This window comes from Paracoccus sp. L-17, from assembly GCF_056857655.1.
Genome location: NZ_JBSXNM010000026.1, coordinates 41,806 through 60,607, shown reverse-complemented (window position 1 = coordinate 60,607; position 18,802 = coordinate 41,806). Strand labels below are relative to the sequence as shown.

Genomic DNA, 18,802 nt, shown 5'->3' with positions numbered 1-18,802 from the left:
GTGGAAGGGTGCTTTGCCCCGTCGCGTTCCGCCGCCGTGGCGTGTCTCCAGACCCCTCGGCGCCTTCCCCAATCCCAGACAAGAGGACAAAACCCATGACCAACTCCGAGACCACTTTCGCCGAGACGATGGCAAAATGGCATGCCGACCGCGAAGCCGCCAACAAGGCCACCCGAAACGAGCTGCTCCCGCAATTGCGAGGCCTCGGCATCACCGAGGTCACCGCCGAATACGAAGGCTACGGCGATTCCGGCAATATCGAAGACGTAACGGTGCAGCCCGCAGGCATTGCGCTCCCTGACGAACTCTCCACGAAGCTCGGCGACTTCGCCTGGTCCGTCGCCTATCACCAGCATCCGGGGTTCGAGAACAACGAGGGCGGCTATGGCACGCTGACCTGGGATGTCACCGCCGACAGCATCGCGCTGGATCATGCCGACCGATATGTCGAGTGCTCCCACAGCCGTGACGAGGGTCTCTGACATGGCCCATCCCCTCCATCATGCCGAAAGCTCGGCCCGGAAGTTCGGCGGAACGCCATCCGACTATCAGGCCGTTCACGACTGGTTCGATGCCTCCAAGGAGCATCTCGCCATCTTCACTCACCGTGCTCTGCGCCATCACACGCAAGGTATCTTCGAGGCCGAACGGGTCTTCGGGCTTTCGCTCACCAACGAGGCGGGGCGTGAGATTCCCATCCGCTGGATCGGCGAGCAGCATGTCCGCGAAGACTGTCAGGGCCGCATCCCGAGCCTCGCCGACTGGCTCGGACGGATCCAGCCCGAGCCCTGGATGGCCAACGGGCATATCGACCGGCAAGCGTATGAGCCCGTCGGCGATCCACGGACGACATGGCTGGGCGAGGTGGCTGGGGGCAAGACGATCCTCGGCCTCAAGGACTGGATGGAGGCGAGGGGATCATGATGCGCAACGTTCGCAGGTTCTACGATTGCAGCACCGCACATCTGCCTGAACAAACCGTCCAGGCTATCGAGAACGGGCTCTTTGCCAAACCGCCGAGCATGCAGAATGAGTATGGCTGGCTGTTCTCCGTCCCTGAAACCCTTGCCGACATGCCTGAAGGCGTCGACTGCGACGCCTTCAGGGCGGTCATGGCGTTGGCGATGGATGCCGGGTGCGACTACGTCCTGTTCGATCGGGACGTCCCGCCAGCCCCCTATCTCGAGGTCTTCGACTGGTAGGTCAATCGCGGTTGCACAGAGGCCCGATCCACGGATCGGGCCTCTCTTGTTTCCAACACCAATACTGAAATGGAGATCCAGATGAACATCGCGGAGATCAAGCTCGCCGTGGATGCCGGCAAATCCGTCCACTGGGCGAACGAGGGCTACCGGGTGCATCGGGACGGCCTCGGCCAGTACCTCATCACCTTTGTGCGGAACGGCAGCACGATCGGGTTGACCGACCGGAGCGGCCGACAGCTGAACGGGGCAGAGGCCGACTTCTTCATATCTGAGCCGGACCATGGTGCTGTGGCAGCGCAGGGGAGGGTGGTGCGCGGGGCGACGTCGGACACCTCGTCCAGCGCCGGGCTGGGCTGACGGGCAGGAGAGAAAGGAGAGAAGGCTCTTGGTTTTGCGATCCCATGAGGGGTCGAAAAGCAATCCCGCGTGCTCTGCAAAGTGTCGGGCAGCGGCAAACCCAAGGAGAAGATCCATGTTCGCAGGAACCCTGACCAAGAATGCCGAGACCGCAGCCACCGCCTATTCCGGCATGATCCACTCGAACCGGTTCGACATCGCGATCCAGCTCGAGACCCGCACGAAGATGTCCGAGCGCAGCCCGGACTATGACGTGACCGCGGTGAACAAGTCCGGCCGGAAGGTGCGTATCGGCACAGCCTGGAACGAGACCGGCAACACCAGTGGCAATCCCTACATCTCGATGCAGATCGATGTCGGTCTCGGGCCCTTCCGGGTCAACGCCGTGCAGACCAAGGAAACACGCGAAGCGATGACCGGTGAATTCGAGATCATCCCGCTGGTCTCGAACGGCGCGATGAAGTCCGGTTCGATCTCGGGCGAGTTGACGGCGATGGATGCAGACAACGCCTTTGCCGGTTACATCGCCAACATGATGTTTGACCTCGACTTCATGCTCATCGAGAACGAGTTCAAGACCGAGGAGACCCATCCCGACTACCGGATCGAGGTCAGCTCGCCCAAGGGCTACCCGATCCGTGTGGGTTCGGCCTGGATGGCGAAGAGCAACCGGACCGGCAACGACTACGTGTCGCTCCTCATCAACACGCCGGACGGCGATCTGCGGGTGAATGCCGTGCAGAACGAGGAGCAGCGCGGCGGCCAGACCTTCTCGATCATTCCCTTCGTCGAGAGTGCAGGCCAGGACCGGTCGGACAACGCCGGGCTCGCCCTGGTCGGCTGACAGGTAGCGACTGCTACAGAACTGGCGCCCCGGGCAACCGGGGCGCTTTCGCCCGTGCAGGCCTGATCCTCCTCCCAAAACGGCCTAACGGGGCGATGCCGGTCCTGTCTCCGACCGGCCCGCGCCTCCTGTCCCCAAGAGGCAGGTCCCGTGAGGGGAGCCGCAGTGACGCGGCTCCCCTCTTTTCGTTTCACCCCGACAGAAGGACGACAACCATGTTCAATCTCTCCCATCCCAAGCTGGTCACGCTCGCAGCATCCGAAGGCTACGCCGATGTCGCGGACTTCCTGGAAGACCATGCGCAGGGCAGCATCGTGCCCGCGATCTGCATGGCACCCGATTGCGACCACACAGCCGATCTAGAGCCGGACCAACGTGCAGGTTTCTGTGAGGCCTGCGGCCGCCCCACCATGAAATCCGGCCTCGTCATCGCCGGCATGATCTGAGCGGCGCCCGCCGCGACACCCCCAATCGATTGGAAACGACATGACACCGCACGATCCCAATACGATCGCCGAACGGGGCGCATCCGGCTTATCCGAGGCCGAGATCGCGACCATCGACGCCGCCCGCACCATCCTGCGCAGGCACGCGCGCTCGACCGCAGCCTTGCAGTCCTGGACCATGCTGACTGACTACCTGGCTCTGAACGCCGTCCACGAACGGGTCGAGGTGTTTCGGGTGCTGCTGCTGGACCGGAAGAACAGGCTGATCCGCGACAGGGTCATGACGCGTGGCAGCATCGATCATGTCCCGGTCTATGTCAGCGAGGTTCTCCGCTCGGCCCTCGTTCTCGACGCCTCCGCCCTCATCCTCTGCCACAACCACCCGTCCGGCGATCCCCAACCGAGCCAGACCGATATCGAGCTGACCGGCAAGATCGTGGAGGCCTGCAAGGTAATGGAGATTGTCATCCACGATCACATCATCGTCGGCTTCGGGCGGGAGAAGAACGCCTTCAGCATGCGGGTGGCGGGAATGCTGTCGGACTAGGTTGGCACAAACTAACGCCGCGCAGCTCCCCCTTCCAGTCGAATGGCTAGCAGTAGCTCGCCCGCCTGATCCGCGACCGCGCCGCCGGGGTCTCCAGATGGGCATACCGACCCCCGGAATATCTCCGACAGTCGAGCGCGTGACCGGCCGCGATCAGCGCGGCACCGATATCCTCACCATCGGCGTAGCAAATGCCCACCCATCGGTCATGGGTCCGCTCGCCGTTGAGCTCGCATTCTATCGAGCGGCCATTGAGGTAGTTTACCATCCAGCGCCTGGCGTCCCGGCCCGCCCGCGTTCCGGGTCCGGGTGCATCGACCCCGTTCAGGCGCACAGGTGTTCCGGAGACCACGATGGTGTCCGCGTCCCGGATCTGCATCTGCGCGACGGCTGGAGATGTCAGCAGGACAACGGCGACCGGGATCAGATATTTCAATCTCCGCCTGCTCTGCAGGTGGGTCCACATTCTTCCGGGCGTATCACTCTCAGACCCTTATCGCATCAATTGGCCCGAAGCGCCCACTGCCTTACGGCCTCCCCTGCTCGGCTTCGCGTGTCGCAGGCGAGAACGGCCCTGCGGCCCGTCGCGCATTCGGCCATGCGGCCTCACCGCGGCGTAGCACCCGGCGTCCCGGTTTGCCCGTCTCGCGAGCAGGTCGCTCCCCGGCCGCTCCGCCGGATTACGCTCCGATCTGTTTTGCGGGGCAAAACGATCCCGCCGCTCCATCCGTCTCCCGCGTCCGGTGGCGCCCTTTGCCTGCTCGCGTCGGGCAAACCTACCGTCAACAACACACACACATGAGTGCGGAAGCATATCCTCCGGATGGCCCCCGAATCAGCCCGCGTCAAGGATCGCAAAACTTTTCGGCGAGGGCGGTGCCAGAGGGGACGTTGATCCAGTGCGCGACGTGGTGCCCGCGGTGAACGATATGCCCTGAAAACTTTTGCGCCCGGCACGCCGGCGGCTGCGCCGTCCCTGACCCGGACAGATTCGGTGAACCGGACATTCGGCCATGCCACCGCACTCACGTGGTGGTTCCCCGAACATCTGGAGACATCAACATGACTTACAAAAACGCGAACGCCTACGAGACCATCGAACTTTTCGGCCTGACGGAGAAAGACGCGGAGCTGCCCATCCCCGAGGATCACGTCCTGACCGACAGCATCGTCCGCGAGACTTTCGAGGCCCTGCTCGGCCAGCTGCGCGGCACCGGTCTCGAGACCGAGATCGAACCGCTCGCGCACGGGCTCGCCACGATCCTGCAGCGCCGCAAGATCGCTCTCGGCAAGGAGCTCGACCGCACCGCCGACAAGATCGGCGCCCTGGCAAAATCCCACGATGGATCGGAGATCGCCGAGACCGCGCTGGAAGAGGCGCAGGCCCGCTTCCTGCAGGTCCGCGAGATCGTCGGGGCCATCGAGGTGATGAGCGAGGCGGCGGCGGAATGCTACGAGGTCGAGACGGGCCACGCCTTCATCCCGGCCGCGGGATCGCGCGCCAGCGCTCGTGCTCAGGAGACCGGGGCCGTGTTTGAGGCCCGGCAGTTGCTGGAACAGCACGATCGCGAGACAGCCGCGAAGTCGAAGGTCGAGGGGGTTCCCCTGATCGTCTCGGGGGCGACCGACTGGACCGATATCGACGTCATCTTCTCGACACTCGACAAGGTTCGCGAGCGCATCCGGCAGAACCGCAACCAGGAGATCTTCCTCTGCCACAAGGGTGGCAAGCACGGGGCCGAGATGATCGCCGCCCGGTGGGCTCGGGCGCGAGGAGTTGCGCAGGCGCGCTTCGATCCGCGTTGGTCCGCACATGGGCGGGCGGCACCCTTCAAGTGCAACGACGAGATGCTGGACGATAAGTTCGCCGCGACCGGGGTCGTGCTCTTCGGCGGCAACGGGGTTGCGCTCAATCTCGGACAGAAGGCGGAGGCGAAAGGCCTGACGGTGATGCGGGTCGCCGATCCGGCGAAGAAGACGGCAGACGCGTGAATGAGAGAGGGTCGCGCGCGGCGCGGCCCTTTCGTCGTTTTCATCTGCCTGCCCGTAAACTGGCGGCCTCCTCCGTACGGTAAGCCAAGTCGCGGTGGAGATATCGGCCTGAGGCCGATCGCGCATTCGGCCATGCGGCCTCACCACGGCGTTGCGCCCGGCATCCCGGTTTGCCCGTCTCGCGAGCACGTCGCTCCCCGGCCGCTCCACCGGATTGCGCTCTGGTCTGTTTTGCGGGGCAAAACGATCCCGCCGCTCCATCCGTCTCCCGCGTCCGGTCGCGCCCCTTGCCTGCTCGTGTCGGGCAAACCTGTCGTCAACCACACACACATGAGTGTGGAAGCATATCCTCCGGATGGCCCCCGAACCCGCCCGCCTTAAGGATCGCAAAACTTTTCAGCCAGGGCGGCGGGGGAGGAGAGGGCGGTCCAGTGTTAGATGACGCGCCTGTGGTGGGCGATGCGCCCGGAAAACTTTTGCGCCCGGCCAGCCGGCGGCTACGCCGTCCCTGACCCGGACAGATTCGGCAACCAGGTATTCGGCCATGCCACCACACTCACGTGGTGGTCCCTCGAACATCTGGAGATGAGATCATGACCAACGAGAACAAGACCGAGGACGACCTTTGCCGACACTGCGACCGCGCAGGCACCACGCAGCCCGGAACGGCCACAGGGAAGGACCATCACGATAATGGCGGCCATGTCGTCCCCTGCGTCGCCTGCGGCAAAGACGCGTTGCGGACCGACTGGGAGACCATCGATGGCGGGAGCGTCAACTTTCACTGGCGGGAGGTCTGTGCGCATTGCGGGCATCTCAGCGAGTCTCTCTTCGCCTGAAGATAGCCTTTCACCGGGCGGCCCCGTCGCCCGGTGATCCCTCTCTCGAAACCTTTCGCGTCACCGACGACTGCGACACCATCCACGAGAGCAGTCCCGCCCGGCCTGGGCCGGGCGGGACTGCTGCGCTATTTAACTGTCCGTGGTCCCTCAGTCAGACGCAAATAACATGATGGTCGGTGGTGATCGGTCACCGGTCATGACGGGCCCCTGCCGGCGGTTGCACCGCCGTCACCGCGCTCGCAGGTTCCGGCCGTGCCGGCCTCCACCCGGAACACGGGGCTCCCTGGACACGCTGAGCGGCATACTCCGCCGGCGGTCTCCTGACGGAGCCAGCCGGCGGGGTTGCCCTCATGCGCGCCAGTAATCCCGCGATCCGCCCGTTCGGGTGCAGATCGCTGGGGCGGGCGCAGCGCAACGACCGCGCCGCCCGATGACGGCGACCCGTCCGGCGGACAACCCTGCTGCCAGACCCGCGGCTGTATCACCGCCCCGGATCGCCAGACCGGCGACGGGGAAGTCGAGTTTGAGGCAGACGATCGCGGTCGTGCCGATCGGGCGGGCGCGGAACATCGCGCCGCCACGTCGGATGAAAGCGGCGCGGACCTGGTCATGTCTGACATAACTCGACAGGACCGATGGCGGCTGAGGAGCGGGGGGCACATCCGGGTCTCCCCTCTTTGCTCATAGATGTGGCTCGCACGGGGTCGGGCGGTCCGTGCCCTCCGCTCACGCTCCGGCAAACACAAATACGGTTTCCACGCGCGGGGCGCGCGGACCCTCCGCATTTGCATTTGCGGACCACCCTTGTCCCCCGTGCCGGGTGATCCCCATCGCAAAAAGGAGAGACCCAAATGACCAACCACTACGTCGCCACCGTTCCCGTCAAGTTTACCGACAACGAAGGTCAGGAGCGCACCCGCTTCCAGCGCGTCGGCGCGATGTTCCGCAACACCCGCAACGGGGACGGCTCGGAGTTCTTCAGCCTCAAACTCGACTTCCCCGTCGCCGTCCAGGAGTTGGTGATGTTCCCGCCGAGCTCCAAGGAGCCGCAGGAGTAATCCTCCCAGGAGGATGGGCCGCCCTAGAGGCGGCCCTTTCCCTGTCTCAGGGAAGGCTGCGCCAAGACCGGGGACCCCTGCCTTCGGCCGGTGTCCCCGATAAGGCGTCAGGACCGTGCACGGTCCTGACGGGGGATTTCAGAGATCGCCTGGAACAGGGCTGCCGGCCAGTCTCAAGGGGGCCATCCGGAATAACAGTCGGGCTGAAGCCCGCCGGTTTTTCCGGCAGAGATTTGGGCCGAGCCAAATCTGGCCTCCCTTGACCCTGTCCGTCAGCCCCGTCGGTGAAGAGATGCGCCGCCCCTCGCTTCCGTTCGAACACATGCGTGTTCGGCCGGAGCTTCGGGCGCGGGCATGACAACGGGTGGCCGAGGTGCGGTTGGAGATGGTCGGTGTTGCTAGGCCCTTCGGGCCGGACCTCGCACCTGCGGTGCTCGGCTTGAAGCGGAATTCAAGGTCGCCTGGGGTGATCTACAATAATATTGCATTGACCGTGACATATAGTTTCGTATGATGAGGGCGACCTTGAATGAAGGTGGCAGGAAATAGGGGGGCTTTCTTCGTATGAGCCGGACCAAGAGACTGACACAGACGGAGCGGGCGGAGATTATCCGTGAGGCCGGAGAAGGTGTGGGGACTTCCGTGCTCGCGCAGCGGTTCGGGGTCACGCCGCGGGCCATCCAGTACACGTTGAAGGCGGACGAAGAACGCCAGCGGGATGCGGCCGTGGCGACGGCCGCGGTGACGGTGAAGCTGACACCAGAAGAGCTCGCTGCGCTCGATGAGGTGCTGTCCGCGGCGGGGATCGAGACCCGCACGGAGGGGGTCCGGCGGCTGATCCAGGCGGCGGGGGGAACCTTCGTTCCGGATGTGCATCTGGCGGCTGAGATGGCGCGTTACCGGGCCTCCCTGCACGAGGTCGGCAACGGCGTCGTGCAGATCGCCAAGCTGATGGCGAAAGCCAACCAGAAGGGGCAGGGACTTGAGGGTGGAGCGATGGTTGAGTTCTCCGAATTGCGCCTCGCCCAGATGCGTGGGCTGGCGCGGTTCATCCTTGATTCCGCAGACGAGATCGATCTGCTGCTGCGTCGCCGCCGGGACGGGATGCAGCTCGCCGCTACTGCCGCTCTGAGGGAGTTTGCCCATGCGGCTGAATGATGCCGTCCATGACGTCACCGGTGAGATCTTCCGGGATGGCTGGAGCCGGATCCGGGGCTCGATGCAGGGGCTGCAGGCGTCCCGGCAGAGGCAGCTCGTGCGGGCGGCGGCGGGGCATCGTGCGGCGGTCTTCAAGGCGATCCGGGGCGGGGGCACGCATACCAAATCTCAGCTCATGAACCAGCTCGATTACCTCACCACCAAGTCCTCGCATATCGTGGACAGCAGCGGGTTCCTGGATGGGAAGACGAGGCTTGAGGGATCGGAGATCAAGGACCTGACGGAGCGGTTCGCCAAGCGCTGGAGTGCGGGGTTCAAGCCCAAGCTCGGACAGACGACGCATATGCTCATGTCCTATCCGATCGGGACCCGGGGCGAGGACGTGCGCGACATCACCGCCAATGTTGCGGAGCGGTTCTTCCAGTCGGACGAGGGGCATTTCGACTACATTATTGCCGTGCATGAGGACCGGGATCACCCGCACGCCCATATAGTATTGAACCGCCGCTCGCAGGAGGGCGAGTTCTTCTTCCTGGGCCGGGACCACCGATTCAACTACGACGATTTCCGCCTCGCCATGGTCGAGGAGGCCGAACGGTTCGGCGTGCGTCTGGAGGCGACGCGGCGGCTGGATCGCGGGGTTGTGCACTACCCGCCCCGGACCAGTGAGGTCTATGCGGCGAAGGACGAGGGGCGGGCCGCGGAGCCACGGCCACGGGTCGGAGCAGACTTGGATCGCGCTCTGGAAGAGATCGCAAACACCCGGATCATCTATCACTCGCTCGCCGCCGAGGCCTCCGCGGACAATCGCGAGGACATCGCCAATGCGCTCTTCCGCTCGGGAGAGCTTCTGGCCAAGGGCGGCAAACTCACATCGGAAGGAGGCGTCTACATGGCAGAGGAGCAATCGTTCGAGGATCTGCGGACCCGCTATGCCGATCAGGTGGCGCGGGTTCAGGGTATGATCGATGCGAAGCCGGAGGCCGAACGGCCGCGGCTCGAGCGCAGCCTCAACGAGATCCAGTCGCGGCTCGCGCATATGCAGCCGCTAGGGCTCAGATCCAGGACATTGGCCGAGAAGCCCTCGGAGGGCGGGGTCTATTCCGAGACGAATATCGATGCGGCCCGGCTCGACCGCTTGCGTGACCCCGAGGTGCGGGCGCAGGTCGATACAGCACTTCGCGGGACCGGCATCAGTCCGTCCGTCGTCGTCGCGCGGATGGAGACGGGCGCGCAGAACGCGGCACTCGAGCGCCAGTGGATCGCGGACGATCTGGCGCGGGTGGCCGAGAGGGACGGTCTCAACCTCGAGCGTCGCGCGGATCTGGAGACGGCGCGCGAGACGCTCAACCGCGCCCATGTCCACCTCGGCGTCGCGCTGGAGCGGGCAGGGGTCTTGCGTGAGGACGGTGTCGTGGAAGATCGCACGGTGATGGAGCGGGTCCATTATCATCGGGACGCCACTGAGGACATGGAGCGCGCGATCCGCCAGGACATGCGTTCGGAAGGTTTGATCGATCAGCAGATCGAAGACCGCGAGTCGGAGATCGCCTCCCGGGCGGAGCGGCGGATCGAGGAGGAGCAGCGCGCCTATCTCGAGGCACATCCGGAACTGCTCGCGCGCCCGGGCGACGTGATCGACCGGTCCGAGCCCTACCGGGAGCGGATCACCGACGAGGCCCGGGCCCGCGAGATCACGCGCGAGGTTGACCGGATCATGGAAGGCCGCGACGCGCGGACGCCCGTTGCGGATGTCGTCACAGACGCGTTCCGCGCGCGCTATCCGGATATGCCGTCGCATCTCGCCCGCGGGCTTGGCGCGACCTATGCGGCCGTCACTGAACTGCGCGACAGCGAGGCCATCGACCAGGTCCGCCGCGAAAACGAGTTGCGGGAGGTGGCGCTCGACCTGCGCGACGGGCGGCTTTCGGACGCGCGTGAGGGGGACGCTGTCGAGGGGGCACCGATCGCCGATCCGGACATCCGGCGGGTCGTCGACCATGAACGGGCCGGCAATCTGCAGTCGCCGTTTCAGGACGACGGTCAGCGACTGGCCTACCGCGACGCCATCGAGCGTGAGCTCGACGCGGCGCAGATCGACCGGCTGCGGGACGGGGATGTCGACGTGCTGAAGTCCCAGATCGAAGACCGTCTCGACCGGCTCTACGCGGCCAAGACCTATCTGCAATCGGATGCGACCACCGCCAACAGCGAGGCGACCCGCGCCTTGGTCGAGGAGATCGCCGACCGCGAGTTCGAGCTCCACCGCGCCGATCTTGTCGATGGTGAGACCGAGCGCGGGGAGACGCACTGATGGGAGGGGTGGGGAAGGGCCGCCTCGCCCTCGGCGTGGCGCTGGTCACATTGGTCGCCATCGCGATCGGCTATGTCATCGCCTCGGCCGTTCTGACGTTCCGGGACCTGGGTTTCCGGGCCGAGATCGATTTCTTCTACATCGCGCAGAACTACCGCGCTATCGGGGCCGCCCGTCCCGAAGACTTCCGCCTGATCAACCTGATCATCGGCGGGGCCGGGGTGGCGGGCCTCATGATGAGCCTTGCGATGTCGGGCTCGGCGCTCACCCGGTTCGGCTATACCCATTGGCAGACCCGACGAGAGATGAAGCGGAACGGCTTCTTCGGCGCGCCCGGCACCGGCTTTGTCATCGGGAAACTGGGCAAGCCCGGGTCACGGGCGCCCTTTCTCTGCTCCCGGACCTTCCCGCATGCGCTGATCGTGGCCCCGACCGGGCGCGGCAAGACCACCGGTTTTGTCATCCCGAACCTCTTGACCTGGCAGGGCTCGGCGGTCGTTCTGGACGTGAAGGGCGAGTGCTTCGAGGCCTCGGCCCGCCACCGGGCGGCACAGGGTGACGCGGTGTTCCGCTTCGCGCCCACGGATTGGGAGGACAGGCGCACGCATCGCTACAACCCACTCTTGCGCATCTACGAGCTCAAAGACCCAGCCCGCCAGCAGATGGAGCTGCAGCTCCTGGCCACACTCTTCCTCCAGAATGACAACGACCGTGTGCAGGGCCTCCTGAAGGGCGGGATCGATCTTTTCGTCGCGGCCGGGCTACTCGCGTTCCAACGCCGCAGGCCGACGCTCGGGGAGATCTACCGCATCGCCGCCTCGGGCGGGCAGAAGCAGAAGGAATATCTCGCGCGCGCCCACGAGGTCCAGAACGCCGCGGCGCGGCTGATATTCACGCGGCTGGCCTCGACCAACAACGACACGCTGACCTCCTATGTCTCGCTCCTGATGACCTCGGGTCTCGATCAGTGGCAGAACCCGGCGATCGATGACGCGACGGCGATCTCAGACTTTGACTTTCGGACAATCCGCAAGAAGCCTTTCAGCGTCTATCTCGTGGTCCAGCCCCTCATGGTGAAACCGCTGGCACCGCTGATCCGGCTCTTCTTCTCAGACCTTCTCTCGGCGCTGCAGGACAATGAGCCGGGTCCGGACGAGCCCTGGCCGGTCATGATCATGCTCGACGAGTTCAACCGGCTCGGAAAGATGCCGATCGTGGCCGAGAGCATCGAAGTGCTGCGCGCCTATCGCGGGCATCTCGCGGTGGTCACACAGACCATCCCGGCCATCGACGAGATCTACGGCGAGAACACGCGGCGCGCCTTGCAGGGCAATGCAGGCATCAAGCTCTACCTCACGCCCTCGGACGAAAAGACCGTCGAGGAGCTGAGCAAGGCTGTCGGCAAGACCACCAAGACCGTGGTCACACGTTCCCGCGCGGTCGGGAAGAACCCGTTCGAGGGCCGCAGCCAGTCCGAGCGGACGGAGGAGGTCGCGCTCCTGCCGGAAGATGAAGCGCGACGTCTGCCGCTTGATGAGATCGTGGTGGTCGTGGACGCGCAGATGCCGGTCCGGGCGAAGCGGGTTGTTTACTACGAGGATCCGTTTTTCAAAGGCATCCACGCGGCGCAGGAGGGCGATCTGCCGTTTCCGACGGGGCCGGTCCCGCCAATGGGGGAGTTGCCCCTGAGTGTCCGGGCGATGCCTTCGGCTCCGCGTGGGTCAGGTCTCTCGGAACGCGATTTCGAGGCCAGGATGGGGCTAACAGAATCCGGAAGCAATGCACCCATTGAGCCCGGTCCGGCTCAAGCGCCTCGGCGCGGTCGTGCCGCAGTCCTCGCGGACGATCAGCGGCAGTTCGAGATGGAGTTCGGGCGGCAAACAGATCTGGAGGTGGAGGCTGCGACAGAAGACGATGTCGTCCGGGTACAGGACGCCGTGAGTGATCTGGAGCGGTTGGAGGCGGAGATGTCCGGTTCGGAGCCATCCGTCGAAGAGGCGGGCGAGAAATTCGGGCTTGGCTGAGCCGCCATGCGGGCGACACGAAAGAATGCCGCGATGGCGTCTTGTGCCCGCGCCCCGGAATCGACCATTGTCACGGGTGAAGAAAGCCAGGGTCGTCGCGCTCTGGTCGAGGGGCTCGCTCAATCGTCGCAGGGTCGATCTCACGCATCGTCAACTGGGCGTTCACCCTACGCGCTGCGGGGCCCGCACGAAACCACTTCGCGGCCGAAGCGAGATTGAAACGCGGACGACGCTGCCCCTTTGCCGGGTTTGAGGCCTCCATCAGAACCTCGATCATTTCATCGATGCGGTAGAGGCCACCCGCAACGGGGAGGGGCATCTTGCGCTGCTGGAGCGCCTGTCGCTTCACCTCGAGCTTCTCGGCGACATCCGCGAGAGACACCAGGTCGGGACGGACCTCGCGCAGGACCGTACCTTGCGGTAGTGCCTTGATCAGCGCCCGCGCCGCTTCAAGGATCGCGCTCTCGGCCTCATCCCCTTCAAGTTCCAGTTCTACACCCAGAAGACCGGCATTGCCGGTGCCCACGAGGGCATCTTCAAAACCCGCCTCGAAGACCGCGTCGGAGAGCGCGAACGCATCGTGCTCCCCGTCGGGGAGCGCAAAGACCAGTTCGAATTCGAATTCTTCAGCCATTGGCATTACCTTCGTCGTTCTTCTGAAGCTTCACGCAGGCCAGGGCCTTCTGTCGGATCCTTTTCGCGAACTGCTGCGGGTTCTTCGGGGTCGACCAGACAGACATCTGACAAAACTCGCCACAGCGGCAATCCTTATCGTTGGCCGGGCATCGGAGGATCCCCCACGCGTGCCCCTTGCCCTCAATAAAGTCCCATCCCAGCTCTTCGAGCTCCTGGATGACGGCCTCGATTTCCTTTGATGTGTGCTTCTTCCTTGGCACCTTAGATACTCCACTCTCTTAAATTGTCAAGTGACAAGTTAGAAATTCAACGAGAACATCGCTGCAATTTACTGCCCGCTACCGGCAATTTTCCATAGGAAGCTTGCCGTCAAATGCTTTGATGTGAGAAGGGGATACAGGATAGACGTCCCAGACAGCAACACCGGCGCCGATGCCGTTGTGCCTGATCCTGTAGCAGTGTGCCGTCTCCAGACGCGGCACGATGCCGCCAATGCAAAACCAATCATGCTGTTTGTCACGGTCCCAGCAGGCAGCAAAGATTTTGTCCGCGGACAGCCTGTTCCGGGTAGACCTGCCTCGTCCGGTCTGCGCTACCGTCTGCCCAACCTGCTCAGCCGTGCCAGTTGCGCAAGCATGTGGGCACCGGTGCCGGATGAGTTGTCTGAAGGTGCAGCCGGCGCGCCACCCGCGGCATTAGGGCGGGTCGGGAGCGCCTGAACGCCGAGAAACTGCCTGGCCCGAAGCGCGGCATATTCGGCACCGGTCGCGCCACCGATGGCGTATCGGTTGTAAACCTGCTGGCTGCCTGCCAGGCCCCGGGCGAAGGCGTAGCTTCCGCCATAGCCTGCCGAGAGCGCAGGCATCATGATGTTTCCGGAGACCGACCGGACGATAAACGGGGTGGCGATGATGAACCCCTTGGCCATGAGGACCATCATGAAGAAAGGCAGGAGGGCGCCGATGTTCGAAGCCCCCTCCGGATCACCAAGTTCGGCGAGCAATGCGCGCGAGACTCCGGTGATGGTCGCGAAAACGCCGGCGATGACGATGGGGTAGATCGCGAAGGAGATCAGCGCCGAGAGCCATCGCGCGAAATAATCCTTGGTCACCTCGAAGAGGGTCAGGAAGATCATCACCGGAGCGATCCCGATCAGAAGCGTGATCATGAGCCTGGAGGCGACAACGATGAAGGCCGCCAGCCCTCCGAGGATCGAGAGCAGGAGAACGCCGAGCGTGTCGAGAAGCGCGCCAGCCATCCAGTTCAGCTCGGAGCCTGCTGCGTTCAGGTAATCCCCAAGCGCGGCTATCAGCTGATCGAATTCCTCGGCGAAGGTCCCCGACGGTCCGGGCGTCCCGCCGCCGACCGACGCGACCAGCGATCCGGCGATGCTGTCTATCCCGTTCAGGATGGCGGATGCGAGTGCGTTGAACTGGACCCAGTTGGTCGCGAATATGCCAATCAGGCCGATCTTCACGGCGAGCCAGAAGGCGGTCCTGCCGTCCATGGACCGGTATTGGTAGATCATGTTGAGACAGACGAGGATGACCACGAGCGTCGTTCCGAGGACCAGCATCGTTCCGACCGTGGCGGCCACGGCCCCGAACTGGGTTTCCGCAGCGGAATCAAGATAGCCTTCGGCCGTTTCCACGAAATACGCGACGACGCTCATGACCCGCTACCAGTTGCCGGCCGCTTCGCAGATCGGCATGGCCTGCTTTCGGAGATCGTTCGCCTGTCGACGATAGTCTGACGTCGCCTCGACCACGCTCCAATAGTCAGCCGCGGAATAGCGATCAAAATAGACCGCTTCAGCGGCCTCCCAAGACGGATACCGGGTGGCGCATGTGCAGCGCTGCGCGTCGACGATGCGTTCCATGCTCTGAAACCTGTAGATTTGCTGGACCAGAAGCCGCTTGTAGGCATCGCGCGCCTCGGTGTTTCGCATCCATTCTGGCTCGGGCGGCTGATCGGGGCAGACATCGGGTTGATTATCGAGCGTCGGTACCAAGTCGCGCTCCGCCGATGCAATGGTGCCCGTCAAAAGAAGAAGTAGGCAGACGAGAGAGGTCGCGCGTTTCATGTCACCGACTCCGCCGGTCGGTCCATGACCTCGCGTTTGAGGAACGCGGTATAGCCATAATCGCCCGCCTCGGCGGAGATCACCTCCCAGCCTTCGGCACCTCGCTCGTTCAGGGTGCTCCGCATCTCTTCATAGTCCTTCTGCTTCTTCACCTTGCAGAACAGGATGTCGTATTCAAACCGCTTCATGTTTCATGCCTCCGCTGAGTTTGGTTCCGGGGAGATAGAATTCGGTGATGCCGCGTTGGCCGTCCTCGCGGCCCGCCTGGATGATCACGTCGATCGAGCTTTCGATGTATTGGACCATGTCCTGATAGGTCATCGGGATCTCGGTCTTGAGCGCCGCGATGGCGAGACGCTGGACGGCGAGCTGCGGGGTTTCAGCATGGAGGGTTGTCATCGAACCGCCATGGCCGGTGTTGATCGCCTCGAGGAAGGTCATGGCCTCCTTGCCCCGCACCTCGCCGAGGATGATCCGGTCGGGCCGCATGCGCAGCGTCGTGGTCAGAAGCACATCGGCGGATTGAAACTCCGCATCGCGGTTGGCGATCAGGGTCACCGCGTTCGGCTGGGCCGGGAGCAGTTCGGCGGCTTCCTCGATGGTGACGATCCGTTCCTCATCGGGAACGTAGGAGAGGATTTTCCGAGCCGCGACGGTCTTGCCGGTCGAGGTGCCGCCGGAGACGATCATGTTGAGCTTGTTCTCGACGCAGAAGCGGATGGCCGCGTAGATGTTACCGGAGGCGACGACCTCGCGCAGCGCGCGGTTTTTCTCCTGTCGCAACTCCTCGAGCTTGCGCTCTTCGCCATAGAGGAAACGTAGCTCGATATGGTCCAGCGGCAGGCTCGAGAAGAACCTGAGCGAGATCGACATGCCGGATAGCACGGCAGGCGGGGTCACGACCTGGGCGCGGATGGGGCGGTCGCGATAGGTGATCGAGACCGAGACGATGGGCTTGTCCTTGCTCATTGTCGTGTTGGCTGAGGAGGCGATCTGGTTGCCAAGATCGCGCACCTCCGTAACCGACAGTCGCTGATCCAGTGCCCGCATGAAGTGATCCCCCTGGAACTCGCCCCAGCAAGAGCCATCCGGGTTGATGCATATCTCGATGACGTCATCGCGGGCGGCGTCCGTCAGCTTATCGAGCGAGGTCTGGAGATAGGAGAGCGACATCTCAGAAGATCTCCAGATCGCGGTCGACCATGACGGTGACGCGCGCGCCTTGATCGACATAGATGACCGGACCGATGGAGAGATATTCGCCGATCACACTGTCGGTGGCGTCCGCCAGATCATCGCCCACATCTTCAAGTACATCCGCGGTGGTCTCATCCTCGACCTGGGCGGCGGCCACACTCGGGGCGGCCGAGATGATTGAGATCAGCGCGGCGGAGCCGAACCGCTCGTCAAAGCGGGTGTCGACGAAGCCGGTGACACCCGATCGGCCCAACTCGTCTCCGCCGAAGGAGCTTATCTGGACGGTCTGGTTGTTTGGCAGGACGATCCGGTCCCAGGCGATGGTGACGCGCTTCTGGGCTATCTCGATGCCGGAGCGGTAGCGCCCGATCAGGCGTGAGCCGCGCGGGATCAGGAGCCGTGAGCCGTCATAGCTGAAGACATCTTCGGAGATAATGGCGCGGGTCTGTCCGGGGAGCGAGCTGTCGAGTGCGGTCTCCATCACGGCCTGGATCATCGTGCCCTGGATGACCGTGTTCGAGGGATTTGCGATGACTTCGGCTTGTGTGATGGCGCTCGGCAACGCGCCGTTCAGCACGAAGTCTGTCACCTCGCCGAAGGTGCGTTCGGTAAGTTCTGTCTCGCCCGCATTGGCGCCGCCCGTTCCGCCGAAGGCGATGACGGAGGAGGAAATCCGCCGTTCCTGGAAGGCACGCTCCTCCTCGGCCCGGCGTTGCAGTTCGGCCAGCCGTCGCGCCTCTTCCTCGCGCCGCAGCCTCTCTTCTTCTCGGGCGCGCAACTCTTCGTCGGTGGGACCGAGCGGTGCGGGTGCCGGCTTGTTGGCCTCCAGCCGCGCGAGGTCGAGGTCCATACGCAGCTGTTGCAGCTCCCGATCTCGTTTGGCGAGTTCGGCCTGGAATTGTTCCTGGGCATTCTCGGAGGCGTCCTGTAGGGCGGCGATCCGTGCGGTCAGCGCATCGATCGCCTCCGCTGCCGCGCTGTCCGCCCCGGCGTCGGTGTCCGGCGCGTTGCGCAGCTCCTCGATCTGGGCCTGGAGCGCGGCGATCTGCGCCAGAAGTTCAGCGTTGGGTTCTGGTTCGACGAGAACGATCTCGGGTTCCGGGGCGGGCGGTGGCACGAAGGGTTCGATCTCTCCGAACCCGTCACCCTCGGTTTGGAACTCGTCCGGTGTGGCCGTCGGCAGGGCGACCTCTTCCCCAGGGCCCGAGAATAGCAAGAGGACCAAGCCGCCCGCCAGGATCAGTCCTGTGAGGAGGAGGGCGAGGAGCGGTGAGCGGCGTTTCGGGGCGGGTCCGAGGCGCGGGTTGCCCCGTTCGAGCGCGGCGAGGCGCTGTTCGAGATCGGCGTTATTGTCACTCATGAGGCGGCCTCCGCGGGCGGCGTCGCCTCGATACAGACCACGTCCTCGCCCAGACGCAGCACCCATTGGCGCCCCACGCCCGAGACCCGGATCACACCGTCTTCGACCGCGCCTGTGTTCACCGTGCGCTCGCGCCCGTTCGTGTACCGGAAGATCGCCGGGACGGGTGCGTTCCGAGGGAAGGCGAAATAGGTGAAGGTGCCGTCGTCCCAGACCCGGGTCGGCGTGAACTCCGTCCGTGCGCTGGCCCCGTAATTGGTGTTCGGTGCGGCGCGCGCGATGGCGCTCGCCGGGCGGCGATTGTCCTCGGGGTAGCGGAACTGCACGACATAGAAGGTAGGGCTCGAGACCTCGTTCACGTTGAAATAATAGCTCCGTCTGTTGGTGTAGACGGTCACATTGGTGTGGACGCCGCGCGCGACGGGTTTAATCGCAAAGGCCCGCCCGCCGGGCACACCGTCGATCTCAAATCCTTCCGTGTCGCCGGCGATGATTGAGCGGATGCTCTCGCTGTCGCCGAACTCGATGGTCGTGACATGGGTCAGGGAAACGTTCAGCCTGTAGACCTGGCCTTCCTGATAGGAGGCGACCCGCACGCGGTGGTCGTTGGGTCCCCCGCGCGGGATCGCCTCGGCTGACGCGTGGGGCGCAAACAGCGAGACCATCAAAAAGGCCGCGAGGAACGCCCGGGCGTGTCCGGTGTGTTTAGCATTGCCAATACCCTGGCGCGTCTGGCGCA

The 18,802-nt window shown here is 64.2% G+C and carries 22 protein-coding genes; 13 read left to right on the top strand and 9 right to left on the bottom strand.

Annotated features, from left to right (window positions below; all coding sequences use genetic code 11):
• Positions 1-95 precede the first annotated feature (95 nt).
• The 7 genes from AC13CR_RS03465 (at position 96) to AC13CR_RS03435 (ending at position 3,399) form a co-directional block, all read left to right on the top strand.
• Positions 96-482: a DUF6878 family protein gene (locus tag AC13CR_RS03465; RefSeq protein WP_482900439.1), complete on the top strand. Its 387-nt coding sequence runs from the start codon at positions 96-98 to the stop codon at positions 480-482.
• 1 nt (position 483) lies between these two features.
• The gene (locus tag AC13CR_RS03460; RefSeq protein ID WP_482900438.1) at positions 484-924 is read left to right on the top strand and encodes a DUF6915 family protein; all 441 of its coding nucleotides are present in this window, start codon (positions 484-486) and stop codon (positions 922-924) included.
• Positions 921-1,202 carry a DUF5983 family protein gene (locus tag AC13CR_RS03455; RefSeq protein WP_482900437.1) on the top strand — a complete coding sequence of 94 codons (282 nt, stop codon included), beginning with the start codon at positions 921-923 and terminating at the stop codon, positions 1,200-1,202. The genes AC13CR_RS03460 and AC13CR_RS03455 overlap by 4 nt, the downstream gene beginning before the upstream one ends.
• An 81-nt stretch (positions 1,203-1,283) precedes the next feature.
• Positions 1,284-1,562, top strand: a complete 279-nt coding sequence (locus tag AC13CR_RS03450) for a hypothetical protein (RefSeq protein WP_482900450.1) — start codon at positions 1,284-1,286, stop codon at positions 1,560-1,562.
• A gap of 115 nt (positions 1,563-1,677) precedes the next feature.
• Complete coding sequence (locus tag AC13CR_RS03445) at positions 1,678-2,406, top strand: DUF736 family protein (protein WP_482900436.1); 729 nt, start codon at positions 1,678-1,680, stop codon at positions 2,404-2,406.
• Between the two features lie 215 nt (positions 2,407-2,621).
• Positions 2,622-2,852: a hypothetical protein gene (locus AC13CR_RS03440; protein WP_088664718.1), complete on the top strand. Its 231-nt coding sequence runs from the start codon at positions 2,622-2,624 to the stop codon at positions 2,850-2,852.
• 40 nt (positions 2,853-2,892) lie between these two features.
• Positions 2,893-3,399 (top strand): JAB domain-containing protein, encoded by a 507-nt coding sequence (locus AC13CR_RS03435; protein WP_482900435.1) that lies wholly within the window; start codon positions 2,893-2,895, stop codon positions 3,397-3,399.
• A 46-nt stretch (positions 3,400-3,445) separates the two neighbouring features.
• Here the strand turns inward: AC13CR_RS03435 and AC13CR_RS03430 are convergent, their stop codons facing one another.
• Complete coding sequence (locus AC13CR_RS03430; protein ID WP_174148426.1) at positions 3,446-3,835, bottom strand: thermonuclease family protein; 390 nt, start codon at positions 3,833-3,835, stop codon at positions 3,446-3,448.
• Between the two features lie 626 nt (positions 3,836-4,461).
• Between AC13CR_RS03430 and AC13CR_RS03425 the strand changes: the two genes are divergently transcribed.
• From AC13CR_RS03425 to AC13CR_RS03400, 6 genes are all read left to right on the top strand, one after another.
• Complete coding sequence (locus AC13CR_RS03425; protein WP_482900434.1) at positions 4,462-5,391, top strand: DUF2493 domain-containing protein; 930 nt, start codon at positions 4,462-4,464, stop codon at positions 5,389-5,391.
• 593 nt (positions 5,392-5,984) lie between these two features.
• On the top strand, positions 5,985-6,230 hold the full coding sequence (locus AC13CR_RS03420) for a hypothetical protein (protein ID WP_174148428.1): 246 nt from the start codon (positions 5,985-5,987) through the stop codon (positions 6,228-6,230).
• A gap of 854 nt (positions 6,231-7,084) precedes the next feature.
• Positions 7,085-7,291, top strand: coding sequence for a hypothetical protein (locus AC13CR_RS03415; protein WP_028093953.1), 207 nt, complete (start codon positions 7,085-7,087; stop codon positions 7,289-7,291).
• 564 nt (positions 7,292-7,855) lie between these two features.
• Positions 7,856-8,449, top strand: coding sequence for a transposase (locus AC13CR_RS03410; protein ID WP_482900433.1), 594 nt, complete (start codon positions 7,856-7,858; stop codon positions 8,447-8,449).
• Positions 8,436-10,763 carry a relaxase/mobilization nuclease domain-containing protein gene (locus AC13CR_RS03405; RefSeq protein ID WP_482900432.1) on the top strand — a complete coding sequence of 776 codons (2,328 nt, stop codon included), beginning with the start codon at positions 8,436-8,438 and terminating at the stop codon, positions 10,761-10,763. The genes AC13CR_RS03410 and AC13CR_RS03405 overlap by 14 nt, the downstream gene beginning before the upstream one ends.
• 8 nt (positions 10,764-10,771) lie before the next feature.
• Positions 10,772-12,787, top strand: a complete 2,016-nt coding sequence (locus AC13CR_RS03400) for a type IV secretory system conjugative DNA transfer family protein (RefSeq protein ID WP_482900449.1) — start codon at positions 10,772-10,774, stop codon at positions 12,785-12,787.
• A 70-nt stretch (positions 12,788-12,857) separates the two neighbouring features.
• Here the strand turns inward: AC13CR_RS03400 and AC13CR_RS03395 are convergent, their stop codons facing one another.
• From AC13CR_RS03395 to AC13CR_RS03360, 8 genes are all read right to left on the bottom strand, one after another.
• On the bottom strand, positions 12,858-13,421 hold the full coding sequence (locus AC13CR_RS03395; RefSeq protein ID WP_482900431.1) for a hypothetical protein: 564 nt from the start codon (positions 13,419-13,421) through the stop codon (positions 12,858-12,860).
• A complete protein-coding gene (locus AC13CR_RS03390; protein ID WP_482900430.1) occupies positions 13,414-13,683 on the bottom strand; it encodes a hypothetical protein in 270 nt (89 codons plus the stop codon). Before AC13CR_RS03390 ends, AC13CR_RS03395 begins: the two co-directional genes overlap by 8 nt.
• 332 nt (positions 13,684-14,015) lie before the next feature.
• On the bottom strand, positions 14,016-15,095 hold the full coding sequence (locus AC13CR_RS03385; protein WP_482900429.1) for a TrbL/VirB6 family protein: 1,080 nt from the start codon (positions 15,093-15,095) through the stop codon (positions 14,016-14,018).
• Between the two features lie 6 nt (positions 15,096-15,101).
• The gene (locus tag AC13CR_RS03380) at positions 15,102-15,506 is read right to left on the bottom strand and encodes a hypothetical protein (protein WP_482900428.1); all 405 of its coding nucleotides are present in this window, start codon (positions 15,504-15,506) and stop codon (positions 15,102-15,104) included.
• The gene (locus AC13CR_RS03375; protein ID WP_482900427.1) at positions 15,503-15,694 is read right to left on the bottom strand and encodes a hypothetical protein; all 192 of its coding nucleotides are present in this window, start codon (positions 15,692-15,694) and stop codon (positions 15,503-15,505) included. The genes AC13CR_RS03380 and AC13CR_RS03375 overlap by 4 nt, the downstream gene beginning before the upstream one ends.
• Positions 15,681-16,679 carry an ATPase, T2SS/T4P/T4SS family gene (locus AC13CR_RS03370; protein WP_482900426.1) on the bottom strand — a complete coding sequence of 333 codons (999 nt, stop codon included), beginning with the start codon at positions 16,677-16,679 and terminating at the stop codon, positions 15,681-15,683. Before AC13CR_RS03370 ends, AC13CR_RS03375 begins: the two co-directional genes overlap by 14 nt.
• A 1-nt stretch (position 16,680) precedes the next feature.
• Positions 16,681-18,063, bottom strand: a complete 1,383-nt coding sequence (locus tag AC13CR_RS03365; protein WP_482900425.1) for a TraB/TrbI/VirB10 family type IV secretion system protein — start codon at positions 18,061-18,063, stop codon at positions 16,681-16,683.
• Positions 18,060-18,728, bottom strand: a complete 669-nt coding sequence (locus AC13CR_RS03360) for a TrbG/VirB9 family P-type conjugative transfer protein (protein ID WP_482900448.1) — start codon at positions 18,726-18,728, stop codon at positions 18,060-18,062. The genes AC13CR_RS03365 and AC13CR_RS03360 overlap by 4 nt, the downstream gene beginning before the upstream one ends.
• Between the last annotated feature and the right edge of the window lie 74 nt (positions 18,729-18,802).

What these genes read in the sequence shown, in the direction of transcription:
- AC13CR_RS03370 (WP_482900426.1), bottom strand. Translation starts at nt 16,679, where the DNA reads ATGTCGCTCTCCTATCTCCAGACCTCGCTCGATAAGCTGACGGACGCC.
- AC13CR_RS03455 (WP_482900437.1), top strand. Translation starts at nt 921, where the DNA reads ATGATGCGCAACGTTCGCAGGTTCTACGATTGCAGCACCGCACATCTG.
- AC13CR_RS03405 (WP_482900432.1), top strand. Translation starts at nt 8,436, where the DNA reads ATGCGGCTGAATGATGCCGTCCATGACGTCACCGGTGAGATCTTCCGG.
- AC13CR_RS03425 (WP_482900434.1), top strand. Translation starts at nt 4,462, where the DNA reads ATGACTTACAAAAACGCGAACGCCTACGAGACCATCGAACTTTTCGGC.
- AC13CR_RS03460 (WP_482900438.1), top strand. Translation starts at nt 484, where the DNA reads ATGGCCCATCCCCTCCATCATGCCGAAAGCTCGGCCCGGAAGTTCGGC.
- AC13CR_RS03415 (WP_028093953.1), top strand. Translation starts at nt 7,085, where the DNA reads ATGACCAACCACTACGTCGCCACCGTTCCCGTCAAGTTTACCGACAAC.
- AC13CR_RS03375 (WP_482900427.1), bottom strand. Translation starts at nt 15,694, where the DNA reads ATGAAGCGGTTTGAATACGACATCCTGTTCTGCAAGGTGAAGAAGCAG.
- AC13CR_RS03450 (WP_482900450.1), top strand. Translation starts at nt 1,284, where the DNA reads ATGAACATCGCGGAGATCAAGCTCGCCGTGGATGCCGGCAAATCCGTC.
- AC13CR_RS03435 (WP_482900435.1), top strand. Translation starts at nt 2,893, where the DNA reads ATGACACCGCACGATCCCAATACGATCGCCGAACGGGGCGCATCCGGC.
- AC13CR_RS03360 (WP_482900448.1), bottom strand. Translation starts at nt 18,728, where the DNA reads ATGGTCTCGCTGTTTGCGCCCCACGCGTCAGCCGAGGCGATCCCGCGC.
- AC13CR_RS03385 (WP_482900429.1), bottom strand. Translation starts at nt 15,095, where the DNA reads ATGAGCGTCGTCGCGTATTTCGTGGAAACGGCCGAAGGCTATCTTGAT.
- AC13CR_RS03410 (WP_482900433.1), top strand. Translation starts at nt 7,856, where the DNA reads ATGAGCCGGACCAAGAGACTGACACAGACGGAGCGGGCGGAGATTATC.
- AC13CR_RS03395 (WP_482900431.1), bottom strand. Translation starts at nt 13,421, where the DNA reads ATGGCTGAAGAATTCGAATTCGAACTGGTCTTTGCGCTCCCCGACGGG.
- AC13CR_RS03465 (WP_482900439.1), top strand. Translation starts at nt 96, where the DNA reads ATGACCAACTCCGAGACCACTTTCGCCGAGACGATGGCAAAATGGCAT.
- AC13CR_RS03365 (WP_482900425.1), bottom strand. Translation starts at nt 18,063, where the DNA reads ATGAGTGACAATAACGCCGATCTCGAACAGCGCCTCGCCGCGCTCGAA.
- AC13CR_RS03440 (WP_088664718.1), top strand. Translation starts at nt 2,622, where the DNA reads ATGTTCAATCTCTCCCATCCCAAGCTGGTCACGCTCGCAGCATCCGAA.
- AC13CR_RS03445 (WP_482900436.1), top strand. Translation starts at nt 1,678, where the DNA reads ATGTTCGCAGGAACCCTGACCAAGAATGCCGAGACCGCAGCCACCGCC.
- AC13CR_RS03380 (WP_482900428.1), bottom strand. Translation starts at nt 15,506, where the DNA reads ATGAAACGCGCGACCTCTCTCGTCTGCCTACTTCTTCTTTTGACGGGC.
- AC13CR_RS03420 (WP_174148428.1), top strand. Translation starts at nt 5,985, where the DNA reads ATGACCAACGAGAACAAGACCGAGGACGACCTTTGCCGACACTGCGAC.